We start from the raw sequence: 18,769 nt of genomic DNA on the forward strand, positions 1-18,769 counted from the left end.
TTACTAATATCAATCTAAATATTGATATTAGATTTGTATTTATAATAATTCATATACATGGTAAATCATTCACATACACATTATAGTATAATTTCTATATTTTTACAACATATCTTCTATATAAGATTATTCTCATATTTAATCATATTCAATATAATAAAATTTAGTACTCTTTATAAAATATAAAAAAGAACTGCACTTAAATTTTATATTTAGAGGCAGTTCACTTCCTTCAATTATTAAATTCATTTAAACTCAGCTGTATAACAAATTTCTGCTAAATAATTTATTAAAATTTTAATAAATCTTGTTATTGATTAAATTATAGTATAAAAATAGCAGTTAATATTGTTGCAATAATCCCAAATAATACAGGTATTATGTTCTTTTTAACTATTTCAACGGGATCAACATTACAAATTGCTGCTATAGGTACAACACTCCATGGAATTATAGTACCGCCACCAACCCATATTGTTATTACTTGACCTAAAGCTGCTAAAGAAGATCTATCTATATTAACATTGGATGAAAAGACTTCAGCTAAAGTTCCTATTAAAGGCAATCCTGAGAATCCAGATCCTCCTATACCTAAAAGTCCACTTATAACAGAATGAATTAATATAACTGAAATTTTACTCATATTTGTACGCTGTGATATAAACATACCTATATCTGTTAAAAATCCATTTGTATTGGATCCAAGAATTTCTTGAGCACTTTCATTACTTCCTAAAAAGAAGAAAGCTCCTATTATAATTACAGGTGCAAAAACCTTCATACTGAACATGGCACCATCTCTTATGTATAAAGTTACCTTTCCAAACGCATCCTTAAGCTTATAGTTAACTAGAGAAGTTAAGCACATTATAATTACAGCCGTGCCCCCAATCAAGGCTGTAGCATCTCCTCCTTTTAATCTAAAAATATACATTACAGCTACATCTATCACAAAAAATATTGGAGTTATTACAGCAATAAATTTACTTCCAAAATTTGAATTTTTATTTATATTTTCAATCTCATCTTTGTCTATATTTTTAATTTTCTTTAAATCTCTTCCCATAATAATTGCTGAAGATATTACAGTTACAGCACTCATCACCATCCACAGTGGAAAACTTGCTTTTATGATTCCAATTGGATCTGAAATTTGTGCTGTTTTTGCAGTTATAGATGGAGCCCCTTGAATAAAATAGTCACTAGATAAGGCCATGCCATTTCCAAATAAGTCCAATGCAACAGCTGCCCATATTTCTGGCAAACCACTTTTTATAGCAGCTGGAACCATAAGAGAACCTATAAAAGCCACTGCTGGTGACGGCCAAATAAACCATGAAAATATAAGCATAGTAAATCCTAATATAAAGAAAGCTCTTTTACCATTAGTCATAAGTTTTCTCAAAGGGTTCATCATTATAACATCTGCCCCTAAGCTGCTAAGGGATTTAGACATGGCATTAACTAGAGCTATGATAATTACTATTTCTAAAAATGCTCTACCAGAGGTCAATATAGCTCTATAGATAATCTGGATTGACTTCATTATGCTGCCACTATAGATAAAACCCACTAAGAAAAGACCAATTATACAAGGAAGCACTACATCTTTTTTAAAACACATTATAGTAATTATAGCAATTATTACTCCTAAATAAACATAATGTATTAAGCTTAACTGTATCATATGCACTCCTTAGCTGCAGTTACTCCACTTTCCACATCTATCACCAAAACAACCACTACTATTTTTTTCATCAATAATTTTTACAACTTCACACCTATTTGAACATCCATTACATTCAAAACTCTTGGAATGAAAATCACCGCTAGCAGTTTTAAATCCTTTAAAATTACTTTTGCTGTTATTTTTTTCAACAACATTTCTTCCAATTATAGCTGCTCCAATAGCTCCCATTACATTGTAATGTTCAGGTACATACAACTTCACACCTAATTCTCTTTCAAAGGCAGACTTCATACCAACATTTGCTGCTACTCCTCCCTGAAAAAATATTTTTTCCTTTAATTCTTTACCTTTGGCAATATTGTTCAAATAATTCCTTACAAGAGCTTCACAAAGACCTCTTATAATATCCTCTGCCTTATAACCTACCTGCTGCTTGTGTATCATATCTGATTCTGCAAAAACAGCACAACGCCCTGCTATTCTTACAGGCGTTTTTGATTGCAATGCCAAATCCCCAAATTCTTCTATTGGTACTGATAATCTTTCTGCCTGTCTGTCTAAAAAAGAACCTGTTCCAGCAGCACACACAGTGTTCATGGCAAAATCTGTGACAATACCATCTCTTAAAATTATTATTTTAGAATCTTGACCACCTATTTCGATAATAGTTCTTACATTCTTATCTATATCCAGTGAAGCTACTGCATGAGCGGTTATCTCATTTTTAACTGCATCTGCTCCTACTAAAAAGGATGCAATTTGTCTTCCACTTCCAGTAGTTCCTACAGCCTTAATTTCATCATCATCATATTTATTTTGTAAAGTTTTAAAACCATCTTTTATTGTCTTTAATGGATTCCCTCTTGTCTTTAAATAAAGTGATTCAATTACTTTCATATTTTCATCTAAAATTACAATATCTGTACTTACAGATCCTACATCAACACCTATATAATACATTTTTCTTTTCTCCTCTCAAGCAAATCAATAAATGCCTCTATTCTTGTAGTATATCCAGCTTCTCCTGTCATTTCATCCACTACAAGACTCATAATTGGGAAATCCTTATCTTTAGATATCTTTGGTAATATTGCTTTAGCTACTATCTCCGGCATACATCCTAGTGGAAATATCTGTATTACTCCATCCATATTATTCTTTTCAGCTAATACTGCTTCACCTATACATTCTCTTGCATGCCCTCCTATATATAGGGGTAGATACTTTTTAGACGCTCTTCTTATATTTATCGAATTAGCCTTTAATGGGACTAATGCGGCATCTTTAACCCACCAGCTGGGACTAATTTCTTTTTTTACAGAAACACCATAATCCATAAGTTTATCTTCTACATAGAGATTAGAAAATGGCTCTAATATAGTATATATTTCTCCTATTATGGATATAGTAATTGGATTTCTATTTTTATCAATTTTAATACTCTTTAAACTTCTTTTATATTTTTTTAAAACCTCTATCATTTTTAAGGGCTTTTCACAGGCTAAAGCATCTCTTTTACAATCATACAAAAGTTTTTTAAATTGACCTTTCTCCAACTCATATCCGGCTAAATATCTTGATTTCCCTTCTATATAGTCTATAAGCTTTGTAACTTTATAAGCATTGTATACAGCTTTAAGCTGTTCATTTCTTGACTTATTACTTTCTGATGATATCTTTCCAATTCTATTTAATAACTCCTTTATTCCTATATCCTTAGGCTGATCTACAACTATTATTTCAATATCACATCCCATCTTTTTAAGAGTATTTTTAAAAATCTCACAATATTCACCATATCTACATGGTCCACAACTTCCAGGTATTATGGCAGTATCTGCACCAGCTTTAAAACTCTGAATCAAGTTCCCAAGCATAATTTTAAACGGTAAACATATTTCTTCAGGAGCATATTTTGCTCCAATCTCTAAAGCATCTTTATTATTGAACTCTGGCATAATATATTCAATACCTAATCCATTAAATAATGCTTTGACTGCCAAATATGTATTTCCTATATGAGGTACTGTTACTTTCACTAGCTGCACCTTCTTTCCAACATATCTGTAAATGCTTCTATCCTAGTTTCTACACCTGCTTCTCCAGTCTGCTCATCTACTTTTAATACAAGAATTGGAAAATCATTTAATGAATCCTTTATTAATTCTATTACCACAGAATCAATACCACAGGCAAAAGAAGATATGTATATTATTCCATTAACTTCTTTGTTATGCCCCACATGAGCAGCAAATCCATAAGAATTTCTTGCAAAAGTCCAAAAGGGTTTTTTAAATAGTTTATTCACTTCTGAATCTATATCTTCCTTTTCCACATATTCTTCTGTTATGACTCCAATATTCATTTCATTTAATTTTTTTACTATATCCATATTTATAAAGCTGTCATATATATTATAGGGATGACCCACCAATGCAATTTTTACTTTATAATTTTTATCATTTTTACCTATATCAAAACTCTTTTGAATATTTAGTGAATCAATAAAGGCTCTTTCTATTTGTTTTCTATTCTTATTTAGCTTTCTACCAAGTTTTTTTGAAAAATCCCATAACTTCTTGTCACTAAGACCATAAATAGATTCAGTAATAATTTTAGGCATATCAGGTATGCTGTTTTTAACCATCTCTGGCAATCCACAAAATTTGGGGCATATAGATTGACCCCTATCAGTTTCCATAAAACGTGGTATAAATACATAGTCACATTTATCCTTTAATGAAGCTACGTGGCCATGAAATATTTTAACAGGCAGGCATGCATCATCTACAGAAAACTTAACTCCTAAGTCCAGTATATCCCTGTTTGTATCCTGTGAGATTACAATTTCTTCACCAAGTTCATTAAAAAAATTATTTATAAATGGATAGTACTTATAATATAAGAGTCCTCTAGGAACACCTATTCTCATTAGGTACACTTCCTTCCATCATTCATTTATTTTCTTTATAAATTTTTGACTTTATCTCTATAAAATATTCACATTGTAATAAATTAAATAAACAATTGAATATCAGAATCAAAAGCATCTTTTAAATATTCATCAGCCGTTATAACTTTTACTTCAGGTAGAAGTTCTTCCTCCTTAAACCCCATTACTTCAACAGACAATTTACATCCATAAAAATTTACTCCTTTTTTAATAGCTCCTTTCAAAAAAGCAGCTAGACTAGGAGTATCTGATTCTTCCATCATTCTAACAAGCATTTTTTTACCAATACCACTCATGTTCATCTTTGAAAGTGGTAAACTATCTGGTCCTTTAGGTGTAACCATATCGAACATTTTTTCATAGGCAGTTTTATCTTCCAAATTCATTTTCTCAGGATCCCTCACAAGACATAGCCCCCAAAAAGCAAAAAATATAGATACCTCTGCACCTACATTTTTCGCGCTGTTTGCCAATATTAACCCGGCTAAAGCTTTGTCATAATCTCCACTAAACATTAATAAATTTAATTTTTTACTCATTATAAATTCTCCCTTTTAATAAAGTGCAGTTTTATTTCTTATTTATAATGAGCATAAAACAGATTTTTTATTCATAAATGTGGAAAAATAAAACTACAGCTTAAAATGCTTTGCATACACTTTAAGCCATAGTTTCTCCGCCGTATTTACTTAAATAATATTCTTTATTCTCTATAATTTTTGATATGGCTTTCACCATTAAATCTATCTCTCTATAATCATTGTACATTCCAAAGCTTATTCTAACCATACCTGGACGTTTTATGGAACTATCTTTTATATAATATTCTTCTTCCTCTTCACTTACATTTAATAATTCTCTTACATAAGACTGTGCACAAAAGCAGCCGTTCCTCACAGCTATTCCCCATTCATAAGATAATATTTTAGCAGTTATATCATGAGGAATTCCATTAATATTAAAAGGAATTATACCTACTCTGTCATTAAATTTATCAGAAACACAGTACATTTTAACCTCTGGTAAATCCTTAAGTCTGTTTATTGTGTATTCAGTAAGCAAATCTTCATAATTTTTAATATTATTCATTCCTAAACTTTTAAGAGTTCTGATGGATGAAACCAAAGCCACTACCCCCATAATATTTGGTGAACCAGCTTCATCTTTATCAGGAGGCTCTTTCCATTTTATATAATTATGATTTACTATTTCTACAGTTCCACCACCCACATAATCTGGTGCAGAATCTCTAAAAGTATCTATTGGCCCAATTAAAACTCCAGTTCCAAAAGGTGCATACATCTTATGAGCTGAAAATACTAAATAATCAATATGATCTTCTGAATTATGAGGCTTTATGTCTATGGGTGCATGTGGTACAAGCTGAGCCCCATCAATTAAGACTTTGGCACCATATCTATGTGTAAGAGCTGCAATAGAATATATTGGATTCACATATCCTGTAACATTAGATGCACCAGCTACCGTTACAAGTTTAACTCTTCCTCTATTTTTTCTTAGTTTATATTCTAAATCTCTTAAATCCAGCTTTCCACATTTATTTACACTTATATAATCTACATTATATTTATTTCTCCAAGGTAAATCATTAGAATGATGCTCCATATTACTTGACAATATTAAATTACATTTATCATCTCCGTACAATGTATTAGACAACTTATTAATAGCTTCGGTAGTATTTTTTACATATATAACTGTATCTTTTAAAATATCTCCTCCTACAAAATCCAGTACGATCTTTCTAGAATCTTCATAGATTTTAGATGAAACTATGGATTTATATCCACTTCCTCTATGAATGGATGAATACCAAGGAGCATAATTGACAATCTCTTTAAGTACTGAAACCAAAGGAGGTGTGGTAGCTGCATTATCAAAATTTATAGCCGTTACTGCATTTCCATTAGTTATTGGTATTTTAGTATCTAAACCTACAATTAGATTTCTGTATATTGATTTATATAAATTATAGTACATTTTTCTGCCTTTAAAATTATTGATTACCCTAATAATATATTTATTATTAATACATATTGTTACATAGATATAATTTTCTAATCAAATATATTAACAAATTTTATAGAATATATATCACAAAGTACATCTGTATTAGTTTGACTTTGTCTTAAAATAATATAACTTATACCAACACGAGTTAATATCCCGCTTCTATCAGTTAATGATCCTGTTCCCAATAAAAAAGTTACACTAACACGTCTTCCTATAATTGTTCTTAAATACCCTTGAGTATATTCAATTCCAAGTACTCTTGGAGAACCTGGTGCAATTGTAAAAGACTCTTGAATTTGATTAAACTCACTTACTTGGCCTTGAATTGCTGTAGTTTCTCTATAATCAACATTTTTATTGTTTTCATTTTTATCTTGATCTATTTCTGATAAATTATCATTGGATTCACAATATTGAATATCATATGCATCTGATACTTTTTGACTGTAAAAATCATCACTATAATATTCATCCTCCATAAAATTACCTCCCAAAATTTATATATATACATTACTAAGTTTGAGCATATAATTCTGTTGGATTATAAAAACAATGCTGCCCCACTCTTACTTGAAAAATTCCCGTACCATTATAAGGAAAATTATTAGGGCAATTGGGGATAAATGGATTGAAATACCACAAAGAGCTTCCTATAGTAAATACCCTATTTCCAGCTATGGCCCAATCTGCTATATCATAATGAGTTTGATCTGGAGGATTAGCCCAAATAGTTTGTGGATTAGCTACTCCGCCAAGCACAGATCTTACACAGTCAAATTGACCCTGTTGATATATTATCTTTCTTACATCCCCTTGACCTATTCTCTGATATTCTCCATAAGGTACACGTACTCTATTCATTACAACAGTAGCTACTGCTTTCATTCCATTGTCTCCCTCACCGCCAGCTTCACATTTAATTATTCTTGCAAGGAGTTCTCTATCTGAATATGCCATATTTTCACCTCGTAGATTCAGTTATTGTATACATTATAGCTTTATATTATGTCTAGAAAAAATCAACAAATTTTATTGAATAGATATCACATAATACATTTGCATTAGTTTCTTCATTTCTAAGAATTATATAACTTATACCAACTTCCAGTAAAACTCCTGTTCTATCTTGAAATGTACCAGTTCCAAGCAAAAATTGTACTCTCACTCTTCGTCCTATTTGAGTTCTCAAATAACCTTGAGTATACTCTATACTCTCTACTGGAAATGAGCTTCCCGAACCACAAGCTGATGGCAAAGCTACAGAAGGTGTTGTAGTTCCCTGGGAACTTATCGTTCCAGCACCTGCTCCCACTGTAGTTCCATTTCCAGTACTAGCTCCTGCTACAGTACCAGTTCCATTTCCACTGGAAGGAACCACACCAGCTCCTGCTACAGTTCCAGCTGCAGGCATAGTTCCTGTTCCTGCTACATTTCCCACAGCACCACAACCATTATTTCCAGCTACTGGGCTAACAGTAGTTCCTTGTATACCACTATTAGCTGCACTAGTTCCAAGTACACTACCTACAGGATGGTGTTTATTTCTATCATCATCAAATATATCATCTTTTTCTTCCATTGGTACAGATAATTCTTCTTCTGATGAAGAATTATTTCTATATAAAGGATTATAATAAAACTGTGACATAATAAAATTTCCTCCTAAAATATAAGACTCATATTATCATACTATTATCGTTATTGAATAATGTGCAGGATAATGAAAATTTTATTATTAAATACTTATATTAGTATTTTGTTTAAAGCATATTCTCCATAATATAAGGTTAAATTATATATGAATTCATATTAAACGAGGAGGATTATTTATGAAAGACATTACATCAAATAAAAATCATTCTAATTCTAACAGTGAAAAATTTAATGAATTAAATGAACTTGAAAATGTTGTAGAAAAATATACACGAACAGAAAGACATCTTGAACAACACAGTGATATTGCAAATGCTGAATCTATTGATCAGGCTAAAGAAAAACAAAAAGAGAGAGAAGAACAAATTAAAACTTTAGAAAATAAGATTGTCAATGGAGAAAGCAGCAGTAAAAAAGCTGAAATAGAAAATGTAGAAAAGAATATAAAATATGGCGAAGGATATTTAAATCACAATTCAGAAAATATGAATCAGCGTGATCTTGAAAATTTAAAAGATAAACAGGAAAATAGAAAAGATACTCTTAACTCATTACAATAGTTACTTTTACTTAAGAAAATAGATGCATTTTTCTATAGAATTTTTGTAATTTTAATGATTAATGTAGAAAAGAAATATTAAAATATAATTTTTAATAAACTATAGAAAAACCACAAAATGACCAAATATTTTTGTCCATTTTGTGGTTTATAATTTATTTTTATAGAATTTTTGTAAGTATCTTATTGCTTCTTGCTATAAATTTAGACATAGCTTCACCATCTAACTGTTTATGGCTCATCATTGCCAAGTCATAAATATGCTCTCCAATTAATTTTATATCTTCCCTTTTACTTTCATCATTATTTTTTAACAGCATAGACTTAACTAAATTATTTTTTCTATTAAGTACTAAAGTTTCATCGTTAGGAAACATATTTGCAGTATCCATTCCTTGGAACATGCTGTTCATTTGCTGCATTCTTCTTGATTCCTCTGATAGAAGAATTACTGCTGGTATCTCTTCAGATTTCAGGCTTTCTACATTTACCTTTACCTTGTCATTATTTAGTATTTCCTTAAATAAACTTTCTAAAGTTTCAGTCTCTTTTTTTATTTCTTCTTTATTCTCTTCATCAGCATTCTTATCTTTAAGGGTATCAGATATATCTGAATCTATTCTGTTGAATTTAACGCCATTTTCCTTCATTTCAAGAAAATTTATAAAGTGGCTATCTATCTTTGAATCCAAAATTATCGCCTGTAAATCATTTTCCTTGAACATTCTGATATATTGAGCCTGCTGCTTTTCATCATCTACATAAAATACTTTGTTTTCATGTTTATCCTTATTAGCTTCTAAATATTCCTTTAAGGTAACATAAGAACCTTCAGTATTCTTAAATATGATTATGTCCTTTACTTTATCGTAAAAATCGTCTTCTCTCATACAACCATATTTAATAAACAGATTTATATCATTCCAAAAATTATTATAAGTTTCTCTTTCTTTTTTATAAAGCTCAGTAAGCTTATCTGCTACCTTTTTGCTTATATGTTTTGAAATTTTAGCTACATTTCTATCATTTTGTAGAAAACTTCTTGATACATTTAAAGGCAAATCGGCACAATCTATAACTCCTTTTAAAAGCATCAAAAATTCGGGGATTACTTCTTTTATATTATCCGCTACAAAAACTTGATTGTTGTAAAGCTTAATCTGACCTTCAATAGTCGCTGCTTCATGATCTAACTTAGGAAAATAAAGAATACCTTTAAGATTAAAAGGATAGTCTACATTTAAATGAATCCAAAATAATGGTTCCTTAAAATCATGAAATACCTTTTTATAAAATTCTTTATATTCATCATCTGTACATTCATTAGGATTTTTCATCCATAGAGGATGAATATCATTTAAAGGCTTGATTTCTTCTTTCTTATCCTCATCTTCTTTTTTCGCTTCATCTTCTAGGTATATTTCTATAGGTAGAAATGAACAATGTTTTTGAATTACTTCTCGAAGTTTAAACTCATTTACAAACTCAACACTTTCCTCATTTAAATGTAATGTTATTGTTGTGCCTCTCTCACTCTTATTTGAAGATGATATCTCATATTCAGTACCACCATCACAAATCCACTTTACTGCTTCTGATCCATCTATATAAGAAAGAGTTTCTATTTCAACAGTATCCGCTACCATAAAAGCAGAATAAAATCCCAAACCAAAATGCCCTATTATTTGATTTGATTCATCCATTTTATCTTTATACTTTGATATAAAATCTTCTGCACCAGAAAAGGCTACTTGAGTTATGTATTTTTTGACTTCCTCAGCAGTCATCCCTATACCATTATCAATAAATTTAAGGGTTTTTTTATCCTTATTAAATTTTACCTTAACATAGTATTTAGTATCGTCACTTACCTTTGCTTCTCCTATAGCAGCTAATCTTTTCAATTTATTGACCGCATCACAGCCATTACTTATTAGCTCTCTTACAAAAATGTCTCTGTCTGAATACAGCCATTTTTTTATTATAGGGAAAATATTTTCAGTATGAATTGAGATATTTCCTTTTTCCTGATTCACATAAATCCCTCCTAATATTATATATCGTAATAATTTAATTTTTATTATTAAAAATTCCCACCATAAAATATTTTATTATTATAAAAAAAATAAGTCAAGCTTTGTGAACATAGTTTTTTACATTTATAAAAATAAGTCAGAAAAGCTCTCATATCTGCTTTTCTGACTTATATATACGTAATTTAAAAAATTAAAAATTTTAAACTCTTAATATTTTCAATTATTCATCAAAATGTAGGCTTACTATCTAAATTGTCATTTTCATCTCCATTAGGATTACTTCTTAAAAATTCTCTTCCATTTTTAGCCTTTCCAACATTTACCCCTTCTATGGAACCATTTTTTGTCATAACTATAGCTTCCTCTATAGAATGGATATTGCCGTCTTCAAGCATTATATCTGTAATATCTCCATCTTTATTTTTTTTCACTTTGGTTATTTTAGACTTATCACTCATGTTTATCCCTCCTATACTGATATCAAGACTAATTGTTAATATCAATATTATTTGAGATAATCACAAAAATATACATATATTTTTAAATTGAAACTGATGACATTGAACATGGAGCTTAATACTATCAATTTTATTTCCGTCTAAAATTAATTAGCCCTATTTCATATTTTCTACTTCTTCAAGAGTAGGTAATGCTGCTATTGCACCAAGTTTAGTACACACTATGGCACCTACTTTATTTGCAAATACTACAATATCTCTCAATGTATTAAAGTCTTTAAAAAGTTCCTTTGCATTATCAAGTAATGATATTTTATAAAGCAATGATCCAACAAAGGCATCTCCAGCACCAGTAGAATCAATAGATTTTATCTTAATACTTGGTACTATTTCTGTTTTTTCACTAGTACTGATTAAAGTACCATCTTTTCCTAAAGTTACTGCCACCATTTTATTTCCATTTCCTCTTAGTGCATCCACAGCTTCATACATATCTTCTTTACCAGTTATTATTTTTAATTCTTCATCACTAACTTTTATGAAATCAGCAAATTCAATACACTTCTTTGATATTTGAACAAAGTCATCTACATTTTCTTCCCAAAGATTATCTCTAAAATTAGGATCAAAGGATATAAAGATATTTCTACTATTAGCTTCCTGCATAATTCTTACATAACTTTCCCTCATATCTCCACTAAGTAGTGCTGTCGCAGAACCAAAATGCATAACCTTATTTGAATATATTTTGTCCAAATTTAATTCATTATACTTAAGACATCCATCTGCTCCTCTATTGAAGACAAAATCTCTTTCTCCATTTGACTTTAATGAAACAAAAGCTAAGGTAGTTTTTTCCACCTTGTCCATAAGTAGCATAGAAGTATCTACATTTAAATCATCTAGAGTATCTTTTAAGAATTTACCAAAAGGATCATCTCCAACCTTACCAACAAAAGATGCCTTTCCTCCTAGCCTACAGATAGCAGCAGTGACATTAGCAGGTGCTCCCCCAGCCTTTTTCTTAAAATTTTCTCCTAAATCTAAACTAGTATTTACATCTGAGCATATAAAATCAATTAACAATTCTCCCATACACAAAACATTATTCATAAACTTCTGCTAGGACAATTTAAATATCCCAGCATGCACCTCCCTTTAAATATATTTTGTATTATTAATAAAACACACGAAAAAGAGGCAAAGCCTCCCTATCTTTTAAATTATAAAAATTTAATTCTTAAAATTAATACCTATTAGGAATAATTCATCCCTTGTTTTTAATCTCATCTTGATTTATCTGTTTTATAAATATCATACTACCAGATAAAACCTTTACCACTCATCTTAACAATACTACTTCCAAATTATCTTTTCGACTAGTATCGTCTTATGAAAATATGTATAACCTTTACTTGATATCCTACCATACTTACATGCAATTCGTAAAGACTAATTATCTTTTTTATTCTTTCTAGTATACACTATAAACCTTGAAGTTCTGTATGAATAACTATTTCAACTTATATTTCTTATTGATCCCAACAATTACATCTAATGTAAAAAATATAGATTCAATTATTAATTCCCAATAACACTCAACGTGCATATATTACTATTGAGATGATAAACTGAGACAAACTAAAGGGGGGTTAAGCACTTGGAAAGAATTTATGATCGCAAAGATTCAACTTATGGATATTTACGTGGAAATAAAATTTATTGTAAAAAAAATAAACTAATGGGTTACGTTTATGGCCCTTGTGTCTATGATGCAAATTACCAATTAGTAGGATATATTTCTAATGACATTGTTTATAATTGCTATGGCTATCCTGTAGGATACGCTAGTCAATCTGATTATAAAGTTTATGATGATAGCAACAGGCATGTAGGCCATGTACACAGTACCTTTACTTCATTAGTGGCAGCTGCTGGTCTATTTCTTTTGTTAGGCGGACTATTTGGAAGTCATCATGGTAGATATGGCTATGGATATAACAATTACGGCTATAGTAATTGGGGTTATGGCAGCAACTATGGATATCCTGGTGGCTTTTTCTGGTAAAAATTTTCCTATATAATAATTTTCACAAAATATATTAGGTGAAACATCTTTTCAGTTAAAAATTTAATTATAAATTATTAATTTTTATTCTACTGAAAGTTGTTTCACAACTTTTTTATAATGTCTTTAAATTTTTAAAGAATTATTATAGTAGTTTAAGGTTTCTTTAAGACCTTCAATTAAAGTTTTTTCTGGTTTCCAACCTATAACTTCATTAATCTTATCATAAGACATATAGCTATCTTTTATATCACCCTCTCTTGAATGGGTATAGGTAGCTGTTATATCTTTATGTAAAATATTATTTATAGTACTAAGTAGTTCATTAACTGTAACCTTGGAATTGGTACAAACGTTAAATATACCATTTACATTTGATTCAATGGCCATTAAATATGCTTTTGCTACATCTTTTACGAAAACAAAATCTCTTATTTGATATCCATCGCCATATATACACGGTTTTTCATTGCTTAACAATTTTTCACAAAATATAGCAACTACTCCCCCTTCTCCTGAATAATCCTGTCTTGGACCATACACATTTGAACATCTTAAACTAATATAATTTATATCATATAGTGATTTATATACCTTTAAATAGTGTTCAACAGTATGTTTTGTAACCCCATACCCAGACAACATCTCAAGTGGATGTTCTTCATCTATAGGTAAATACGACGGTTCACCAAAAATGGCCGCAGAAGCTGGATATATAATTTTTTTTACATTGACTTTTCTAGATGCTTCCAATACATTTATAGTACCCATTATATTTATACTGGCATCATTTATGGGATCAATTATAGAATTGGGTACGCTTATCTGAGCTGCATTATGAATTACAAATTCCGGTTTTTCTTTTTCAAAAATCTCCTGTATATCTTCACACCTTATATCCATTTCATAAAAAACAGCTTTTGGATTTATGTTTTCTTTCTTTCCATGACTTAAATTATCAATTATAGAAACTTTATAATTATTTTCTATTAATAAATCCACTATATGCGAACCTATAAAACCTGCTCCACCCGTTACTAATACGTTCATTTTCTCCCTCCTTAGTGCATTTAAACTCCAATACAATTAAGACTTAATCTATTATGATATTGTAAAAGTTCAGATGGGGTAAAAGAATCCCCACCTGAATTAAGAACTTGCTTCAATCCATTCTTTATATAATATACCATATAAGTACATATCATACTTATTACCATCTCTTTGAACATATTCTCTAAAGCATCCTTCTTTTATAAAACCAACCTTTTCATAAAGTCTAATAGCCGGCTTGTTATAACTTAATACACAAAGTTGAATTCTATGTAAGTTTAATTCATGAAAACCAAATTGTAAAATTAGCTGCATTGCTTCAGTACCATATCCTTTACCCCTTACATCCGAGGCCCCTATTCCTATGGACAGCGTAGCAACTCTATTGTTCCATGAAATGCTGTTTAAATCTATGTATCCTATGAAATCATTATCAGCTGTACTTCTTATAGCAAAAATATAATCATTGCTAGATTTTTGCTTTTCTTTAATCCAATTACTTATGTGCTCCTCACTATAGGGATAGCTTGGAATCGTATCAAAAAGTCTCAATGAATATGCATCATTATACCATTCATAAATTTTATTAAAATCTTCTTCTCTAAGGGAAGTTAATCTTACATTTTTTCCCCTAAGCAAACTATTTATTAACAATTTATCATCTCCAAATTACTTAAAAGTACATATCTTATATTAATCTATATTCCTATAAACAACAAGTAATTGTAAAAGTGTATTATATCTATAATCGTTTAAAATCTTACAAACTGTATATTATTATCTATTTTTAACTTCATTATTCCTATATAATGAAACTTATTATATACATTTATACTCATCATATCTTCAATAGAAGTTAAATATTATATTTATATTATACAAAATAATTATTAAAAGCAAACTTTTACCTTTTACAATTTACAAACTTTTATTATATAAAATATTGTATATACAATTTTAATAATTTTTATCTATAAAAAATTAAAACTGCATATACAATATTTATACTTAAAATACTGTCTTTAAAAAAATCAAATATTTTTTCACCCATTTATCTTTACTCAATCATCCTCTTCTGAAATTTCTCTTATATATTCTCTAATTTTACGAAACCATCTTCTATATAATTTAGGCCTTTTTTCTTTTACAACTTCCATAAAATAGTCCAATATTCCTAGCTTTTCAAATCCCTTTGACAAATGTCTAGGAAAATCTCTCTCCTTAGAATAACATTTTTTAGGATCTATAACCTTTAACGTACCATCTGGCTGCACAAATATATCTTTACAGCGAATATCTCTTTTAGTAAATTTAAGTTTATCGAATTCTTCCAATAAACTTACAACTTTTAAGGCCAGCTCTCTATCAAAACCATATTCTTTAACATAATCTCTTAAACATATTCCTCCTACATAATCTCTTATCATATAATTTCCATTCATTCCATAGACTTTGGGAAAATATTTATTTCCATTTACCTTATTTAATATATAATATTCACCTCTGCAGCTTTCTTCCGAAAAACAAACCTTTATCACTTTTCCATCAGGAAGTAAATATACAACTCCATTATGCCCTCTTCCTAAAACCATACACTGTAAAAGATTTGTATTAAAATGTTCTATATATTTTTTATAAATATGTTTCATAAGACACCTCTTTTTCAATGCTACTCAATTAAAAGATCTCCAAAATTCTCCCTTTTTATCTATGATATCATCAATCTCCTTAAATGGTATATGAAAGGTAGGAAATCCTGCCGCATAAGGAGCTATTTCATAGGGATAAAAATATATATTTAATACATCCTGTGAAATAAAAAATGGCTGGTCTCGTTTTATTCCCTTATATTCATTAATCCATATTTCTGATTCTTCTCCCTGTGCTTTAATCTGTTTTTCAATAATATTGCTTAGTACTTTAACGTAATGGCTATTTTTCTTAAATAAATCCTCTAGTCTATATATTTTACCTTCTTTTAAATCCACATGTACATAAATTAAAGTAGGCATACCATGTGCTGCTCCAAAAGGATAGTTATATCCATGTATTTCTAACACTACCAAATTCTTTTTAAAAAATTCTATAGAAAAATCACCAAAATAATTGTAGTCAAGCTGCTCTTCACTACCAATTTTTTTCACTCCAGCTAAATCAGCAATTTTTTTATTTATATGTCTTTGTCTTTTTTTATCTCTAATACCTAAAACTTCAGGATAATACAATAGATAATTTCTATTAGGATTATATTTAATTTCCTGTATTTTATACTGATCCTTTAATATAACCTCTGTATTTTGTTTCCATATTATATCCCCATTCTTATTTAAATAGGAAACTCGATTATCTACATCAACCTTAACTATATCGTCTAGTAATGTCATAACTCCACTACCCTTTACCTTAGGCAGACTTGATACTTCTTTTCCCTCTTTATCCACAAAAAAAGTACAAGTATCATTGTAAACAGAAGCCAGACCATTCTTATAATCAGAAATTCCATAATATATAAAATCAGTTATTAATTTGCCTTTAGTATCAGCTATAGCATATTTTGATCCTTTAGAAGGATTATTTTCATCTATAGCTTTTCCAACTGCTGCCATATCCTCATTTAAAAGTTTTACGTCATTATATATAGGTTGTATAATAAAATTTCCTTTTTTATCTATCAATCCATATTTGTTTTCAAAATCCGTAGATGAATTTACAACAGCTACATCGTTATGAAAGGCCTCAACTGAACCAAATTGTGGATTTATTACAACTTCGCCTTTTTCATTTATATAGCCAAATTTACCATCAATTTCTTGTTTGAAAGGCAATAAACCTTCATTTATATTTCCCACAAAGGGATATTTAAAACTTTGTATAGTATCCCCACTTATACCTATTATTTCATAAGGACCTTTTAATAATTTAACTACTGCTTTAGAATTATTGAACTCATTGGCTACCTCATATTTTGCAGAAATTATAACTCTGCCATTTCTATCTACATATCCATATATCCACTGATTATTATCGTGTATTTCAACAAATACAGCTCTATCCTCTTTAAAATTTCCAATATAATATTCATGTTGAAATATAATTTTTCCGATATCTGAAAAAGCATAATATCCATTTTTATTATTGGCAATAGCTATGTTTTCGCTGAATTTTTCAATATAATCATATTTAGGATCTATAATAAATTTACCATTGCCATCTATAACTCCCATATAATCATTTTTTGAAACTATACTTAATCCATTTTCTTGAAATTCTCCCGCAGAATCAAAATTTGGTTTAATAACAAAATCTCCTTTTGCATTAATATATCCCCATTTAATTCCATCTATAGTTCTAAGTGAAGCTGGATAAATTTCACTGGGCACATATCCCACAATCCCTCTTTTACTTTCCGCTTTATCTTTTAGATTAGTAAAAGCTTCTTTAGGAGGATAATCAATATTTAAACTAAGGCCTTTCTCTATTGATTTTAATGCATCTTTTTTATCTCCTGATTTAATTTGTGCATCCGCTAAGTAATACCAATAAAATGCAGCATCAGGCATCTCTAAAACTTTCTTTTTATAGTAATTAGCCACTATTTTAAAATAATCTTTATAAAATTTCTTATCCTTAAAAATATTATCTTTCTCTATGCCAAAAACCTCTATTTTATAGGCTTCACCAGTATCATGCTGCCATATTGCAAAATCCTTTCTTTTAGTTTTAGGTACAGAAAATATTTGTAAAATACTATAGTTTAAGTTTTTTACTATCCTTTTTAAACCATACATCTTCCAGGCAAATATGTTAAGATCTGACCAAATAGCACCTACCTGCCAACCCACCACAATATTTTTCACACCACTTCCATCAAAATCAACATAGTTTAAATAATTTATTCCTATTCCTTTACCATTTATTGAAAATACATTATGCCATTGTCCATTATATTTTTTTAAAACCATCAAATAGTATTCGTCAGATAATTTATAGGGTATTACTGCTTCTAAATTTCCATCCAAATCTAAGTCATCTACTTTTACGATTGTTGTATCCTTTGGATTTAAGGGAATTACGATTGTTGCACCCTTAGGTAAAAAAATATCAAAATCATTTATATTTTCACTATTTTGAAGCAATTAAACTCACTCCATTCCATATGTTTTCATATTCATTCTATGAAATAGCTATAAAAATGGTGAATTAAAATTATTTATTTCATATTTACCTTTTATTTCATATTATTATTAATATAAGTATGTATTTTAATA

General features: G+C 29.3%; 18 protein-coding genes. 2 read left to right on the forward strand and 16 right to left on the reverse strand.

Annotated features, from left to right (window positions below; all coding sequences use genetic code 11):
• Positions 1-322: 322 nt before the first annotated feature.
• From CLPA_RS15910 to CLPA_RS22180, 9 genes are all read right to left on the reverse strand, one after another.
• Positions 323-1,687, reverse strand: coding sequence for a hypothetical protein (locus tag CLPA_RS15910; protein ID WP_003446824.1), 1,365 nt, complete (start codon positions 1,685-1,687; stop codon positions 323-325).
• A gap of 9 nt (positions 1,688-1,696) precedes the next feature.
• Entirely contained in the window at positions 1,697-2,650 is a 954-nt protein-coding gene (locus CLPA_RS15915) for an acyl-CoA dehydratase activase (RefSeq protein WP_003446825.1), read from the reverse strand.
• Entirely contained in the window at positions 2,638-3,729 is a 1,092-nt protein-coding gene (locus CLPA_RS15920) for an acyl-CoA dehydratase activase-related protein (protein ID WP_003446826.1), read from the reverse strand. Before CLPA_RS15920 ends, CLPA_RS15915 begins: the two co-directional genes overlap by 13 nt.
• The gene (locus CLPA_RS15925; protein WP_003446827.1) at positions 3,729-4,622 is read right to left on the reverse strand and encodes an acyl-CoA dehydratase activase-related protein; all 894 of its coding nucleotides are present in this window, start codon (positions 4,620-4,622) and stop codon (positions 3,729-3,731) included. Before CLPA_RS15925 ends, CLPA_RS15920 begins: the two co-directional genes overlap by 1 nt.
• Positions 4,623-4,705: 83 nt before the next feature.
• Positions 4,706-5,182 carry a DsrE/DsrF/DrsH-like family protein gene (locus tag CLPA_RS15930; RefSeq protein WP_003446828.1) on the reverse strand — a complete coding sequence of 159 codons (477 nt, stop codon included), beginning with the start codon at positions 5,180-5,182 and terminating at the stop codon, positions 4,706-4,708.
• A gap of 121 nt (positions 5,183-5,303) precedes the next feature.
• Entirely contained in the window at positions 5,304-6,644 is a 1,341-nt protein-coding gene (locus CLPA_RS15935; RefSeq protein ID WP_003446829.1) for an aminotransferase class V-fold PLP-dependent enzyme, read from the reverse strand.
• Positions 6,645-6,721: 77 nt separating this feature from the next.
• Positions 6,722-7,156 carry a hypothetical protein gene (locus CLPA_RS15940; protein WP_003446830.1) on the reverse strand — a complete coding sequence of 145 codons (435 nt, stop codon included), beginning with the start codon at positions 7,154-7,156 and terminating at the stop codon, positions 6,722-6,724.
• A gap of 34 nt (positions 7,157-7,190) precedes the next feature.
• Positions 7,191-7,634 (reverse strand): cell wall hydrolase, encoded by a 444-nt coding sequence (locus CLPA_RS15945; RefSeq protein WP_003446833.1) that lies wholly within the window; start codon positions 7,632-7,634, stop codon positions 7,191-7,193.
• A 52-nt stretch (positions 7,635-7,686) separates the two neighbouring features.
• Entirely contained in the window at positions 7,687-8,325 is a 639-nt protein-coding gene (locus CLPA_RS22180) for a hypothetical protein (protein WP_003446835.1), read from the reverse strand.
• Positions 8,326-8,506: 181 nt separating this feature from the next.
• Between CLPA_RS22180 and CLPA_RS15955 the strand changes: the two genes are divergently transcribed.
• Positions 8,507-8,890 (forward strand): hypothetical protein, encoded by a 384-nt coding sequence (locus tag CLPA_RS15955; RefSeq protein WP_003446837.1) that lies wholly within the window; start codon positions 8,507-8,509, stop codon positions 8,888-8,890.
• Between the two features lie 160 nt (positions 8,891-9,050).
• Here the strand turns inward: CLPA_RS15955 and htpG are convergent, their stop codons facing one another.
• From htpG to CLPA_RS15970, 3 genes are all read right to left on the reverse strand, one after another.
• Positions 9,051-10,925: a molecular chaperone HtpG gene (gene htpG, locus CLPA_RS15960; protein WP_003446839.1), complete on the reverse strand. Its 1,875-nt coding sequence runs from the start codon at positions 10,923-10,925 to the stop codon at positions 9,051-9,053.
• A gap of 227 nt (positions 10,926-11,152) precedes the next feature.
• Complete coding sequence (locus CLPA_RS15965; RefSeq protein ID WP_003446841.1) at positions 11,153-11,383, reverse strand: DUF3892 domain-containing protein; 231 nt, start codon at positions 11,381-11,383, stop codon at positions 11,153-11,155.
• Between the two features lie 156 nt (positions 11,384-11,539).
• Positions 11,540-12,496 (reverse strand): carbohydrate kinase family protein, encoded by a 957-nt coding sequence (locus CLPA_RS15970; RefSeq protein ID WP_003446843.1) that lies wholly within the window; start codon positions 12,494-12,496, stop codon positions 11,540-11,542.
• 547 nt (positions 12,497-13,043) lie between these two features.
• On the opposite strand from CLPA_RS15970, the gene CLPA_RS15975 reads away from it, so the two are divergent.
• Positions 13,044-13,451, forward strand: a complete 408-nt coding sequence (locus tag CLPA_RS15975; protein WP_003446845.1) for a 5-fold beta-flower protein — start codon at positions 13,044-13,046, stop codon at positions 13,449-13,451.
• A 126-nt stretch (positions 13,452-13,577) separates the two neighbouring features.
• Here CLPA_RS15975 and CLPA_RS15980 read toward each other — a convergent pair whose 3' ends face one another.
• The 4 genes from CLPA_RS15980 to CLPA_RS15995 form a co-directional block, all read right to left on the reverse strand.
• Complete coding sequence (locus CLPA_RS15980; RefSeq protein ID WP_003446849.1) at positions 13,578-14,501, reverse strand: NAD-dependent epimerase/dehydratase family protein; 924 nt, start codon at positions 14,499-14,501, stop codon at positions 13,578-13,580.
• Between the two features lie 99 nt (positions 14,502-14,600).
• Positions 14,601-15,155, reverse strand: coding sequence for a GNAT family N-acetyltransferase (locus tag CLPA_RS15985; protein ID WP_003446851.1), 555 nt, complete (start codon positions 15,153-15,155; stop codon positions 14,601-14,603).
• Between the two features lie 407 nt (positions 15,156-15,562).
• Positions 15,563-16,150, reverse strand: coding sequence for a serine/threonine-protein kinase (locus CLPA_RS15990; RefSeq protein WP_003446853.1), 588 nt, complete (start codon positions 16,148-16,150; stop codon positions 15,563-15,565).
• Positions 16,151-16,174: 24 nt separating this feature from the next.
• Positions 16,175-18,637, reverse strand: coding sequence for a WG repeat-containing protein (locus CLPA_RS15995; RefSeq protein ID WP_003446855.1), 2,463 nt, complete (start codon positions 18,635-18,637; stop codon positions 16,175-16,177).
• Positions 18,638-18,769: the final 132 nt, after the last annotated feature.

The organism is Clostridium pasteurianum DSM 525 = ATCC 6013 (assembly GCF_000807255.1).
GTDB classification, from domain to species: Bacteria; Bacillota; Clostridia; order Clostridiales; family Clostridiaceae; genus Clostridium_I; species Clostridium_I pasteurianum.

Coding starts and splice junctions, on each gene's coding strand:
- CLPA_RS15910 (WP_003446824.1), bottom strand. CDS start 1,687: ATGATACAGTTAAGCTTAATACATTATGTTTATTTAGGAGTAATAATT.
- CLPA_RS15915 (WP_003446825.1), bottom strand. CDS start 2,650: ATGTATTATATAGGTGTTGATGTAGGATCTGTAAGTACAGATATTGTA.
- CLPA_RS15925 (WP_003446827.1), bottom strand. CDS start 4,622: ATGAGAATAGGTGTTCCTAGAGGACTCTTATATTATAAGTACTATCCA.
- CLPA_RS15930 (WP_003446828.1), bottom strand. CDS start 5,182: ATGAGTAAAAAATTAAATTTATTAATGTTTAGTGGAGATTATGACAAA.
- CLPA_RS15935 (WP_003446829.1), bottom strand. CDS start 6,644: ATGTACTATAATTTATATAAATCAATATACAGAAATCTAATTGTAGGT.
- CLPA_RS15940 (WP_003446830.1), bottom strand. CDS start 7,156: ATGGAGGATGAATATTATAGTGATGATTTTTACAGTCAAAAAGTATCA.
- CLPA_RS15945 (WP_003446833.1), bottom strand. CDS start 7,634: ATGGCATATTCAGATAGAGAACTCCTTGCAAGAATAATTAAATGTGAA.
- CLPA_RS22180 (WP_003446835.1), bottom strand. CDS start 8,325: ATGTCACAGTTTTATTATAATCCTTTATATAGAAATAATTCTTCATCA.
- CLPA_RS15955 (WP_003446837.1), top strand. CDS start 8,507: ATGAAAGACATTACATCAAATAAAAATCATTCTAATTCTAACAGTGAA.
- CLPA_RS15965 (WP_003446841.1), bottom strand. CDS start 11,383: ATGAGTGATAAGTCTAAAATAACCAAAGTGAAAAAAAATAAAGATGGA.
- CLPA_RS15970 (WP_003446843.1), bottom strand. CDS start 12,496: ATGAATAATGTTTTGTGTATGGGAGAATTGTTAATTGATTTTATATGC.
- CLPA_RS15980 (WP_003446849.1), bottom strand. CDS start 14,501: ATGAACGTATTAGTAACGGGTGGAGCAGGTTTTATAGGTTCGCATATA.
- CLPA_RS15990 (WP_003446853.1), bottom strand. CDS start 16,150: ATGAAACATATTTATAAAAAATATATAGAACATTTTAATACAAATCTT.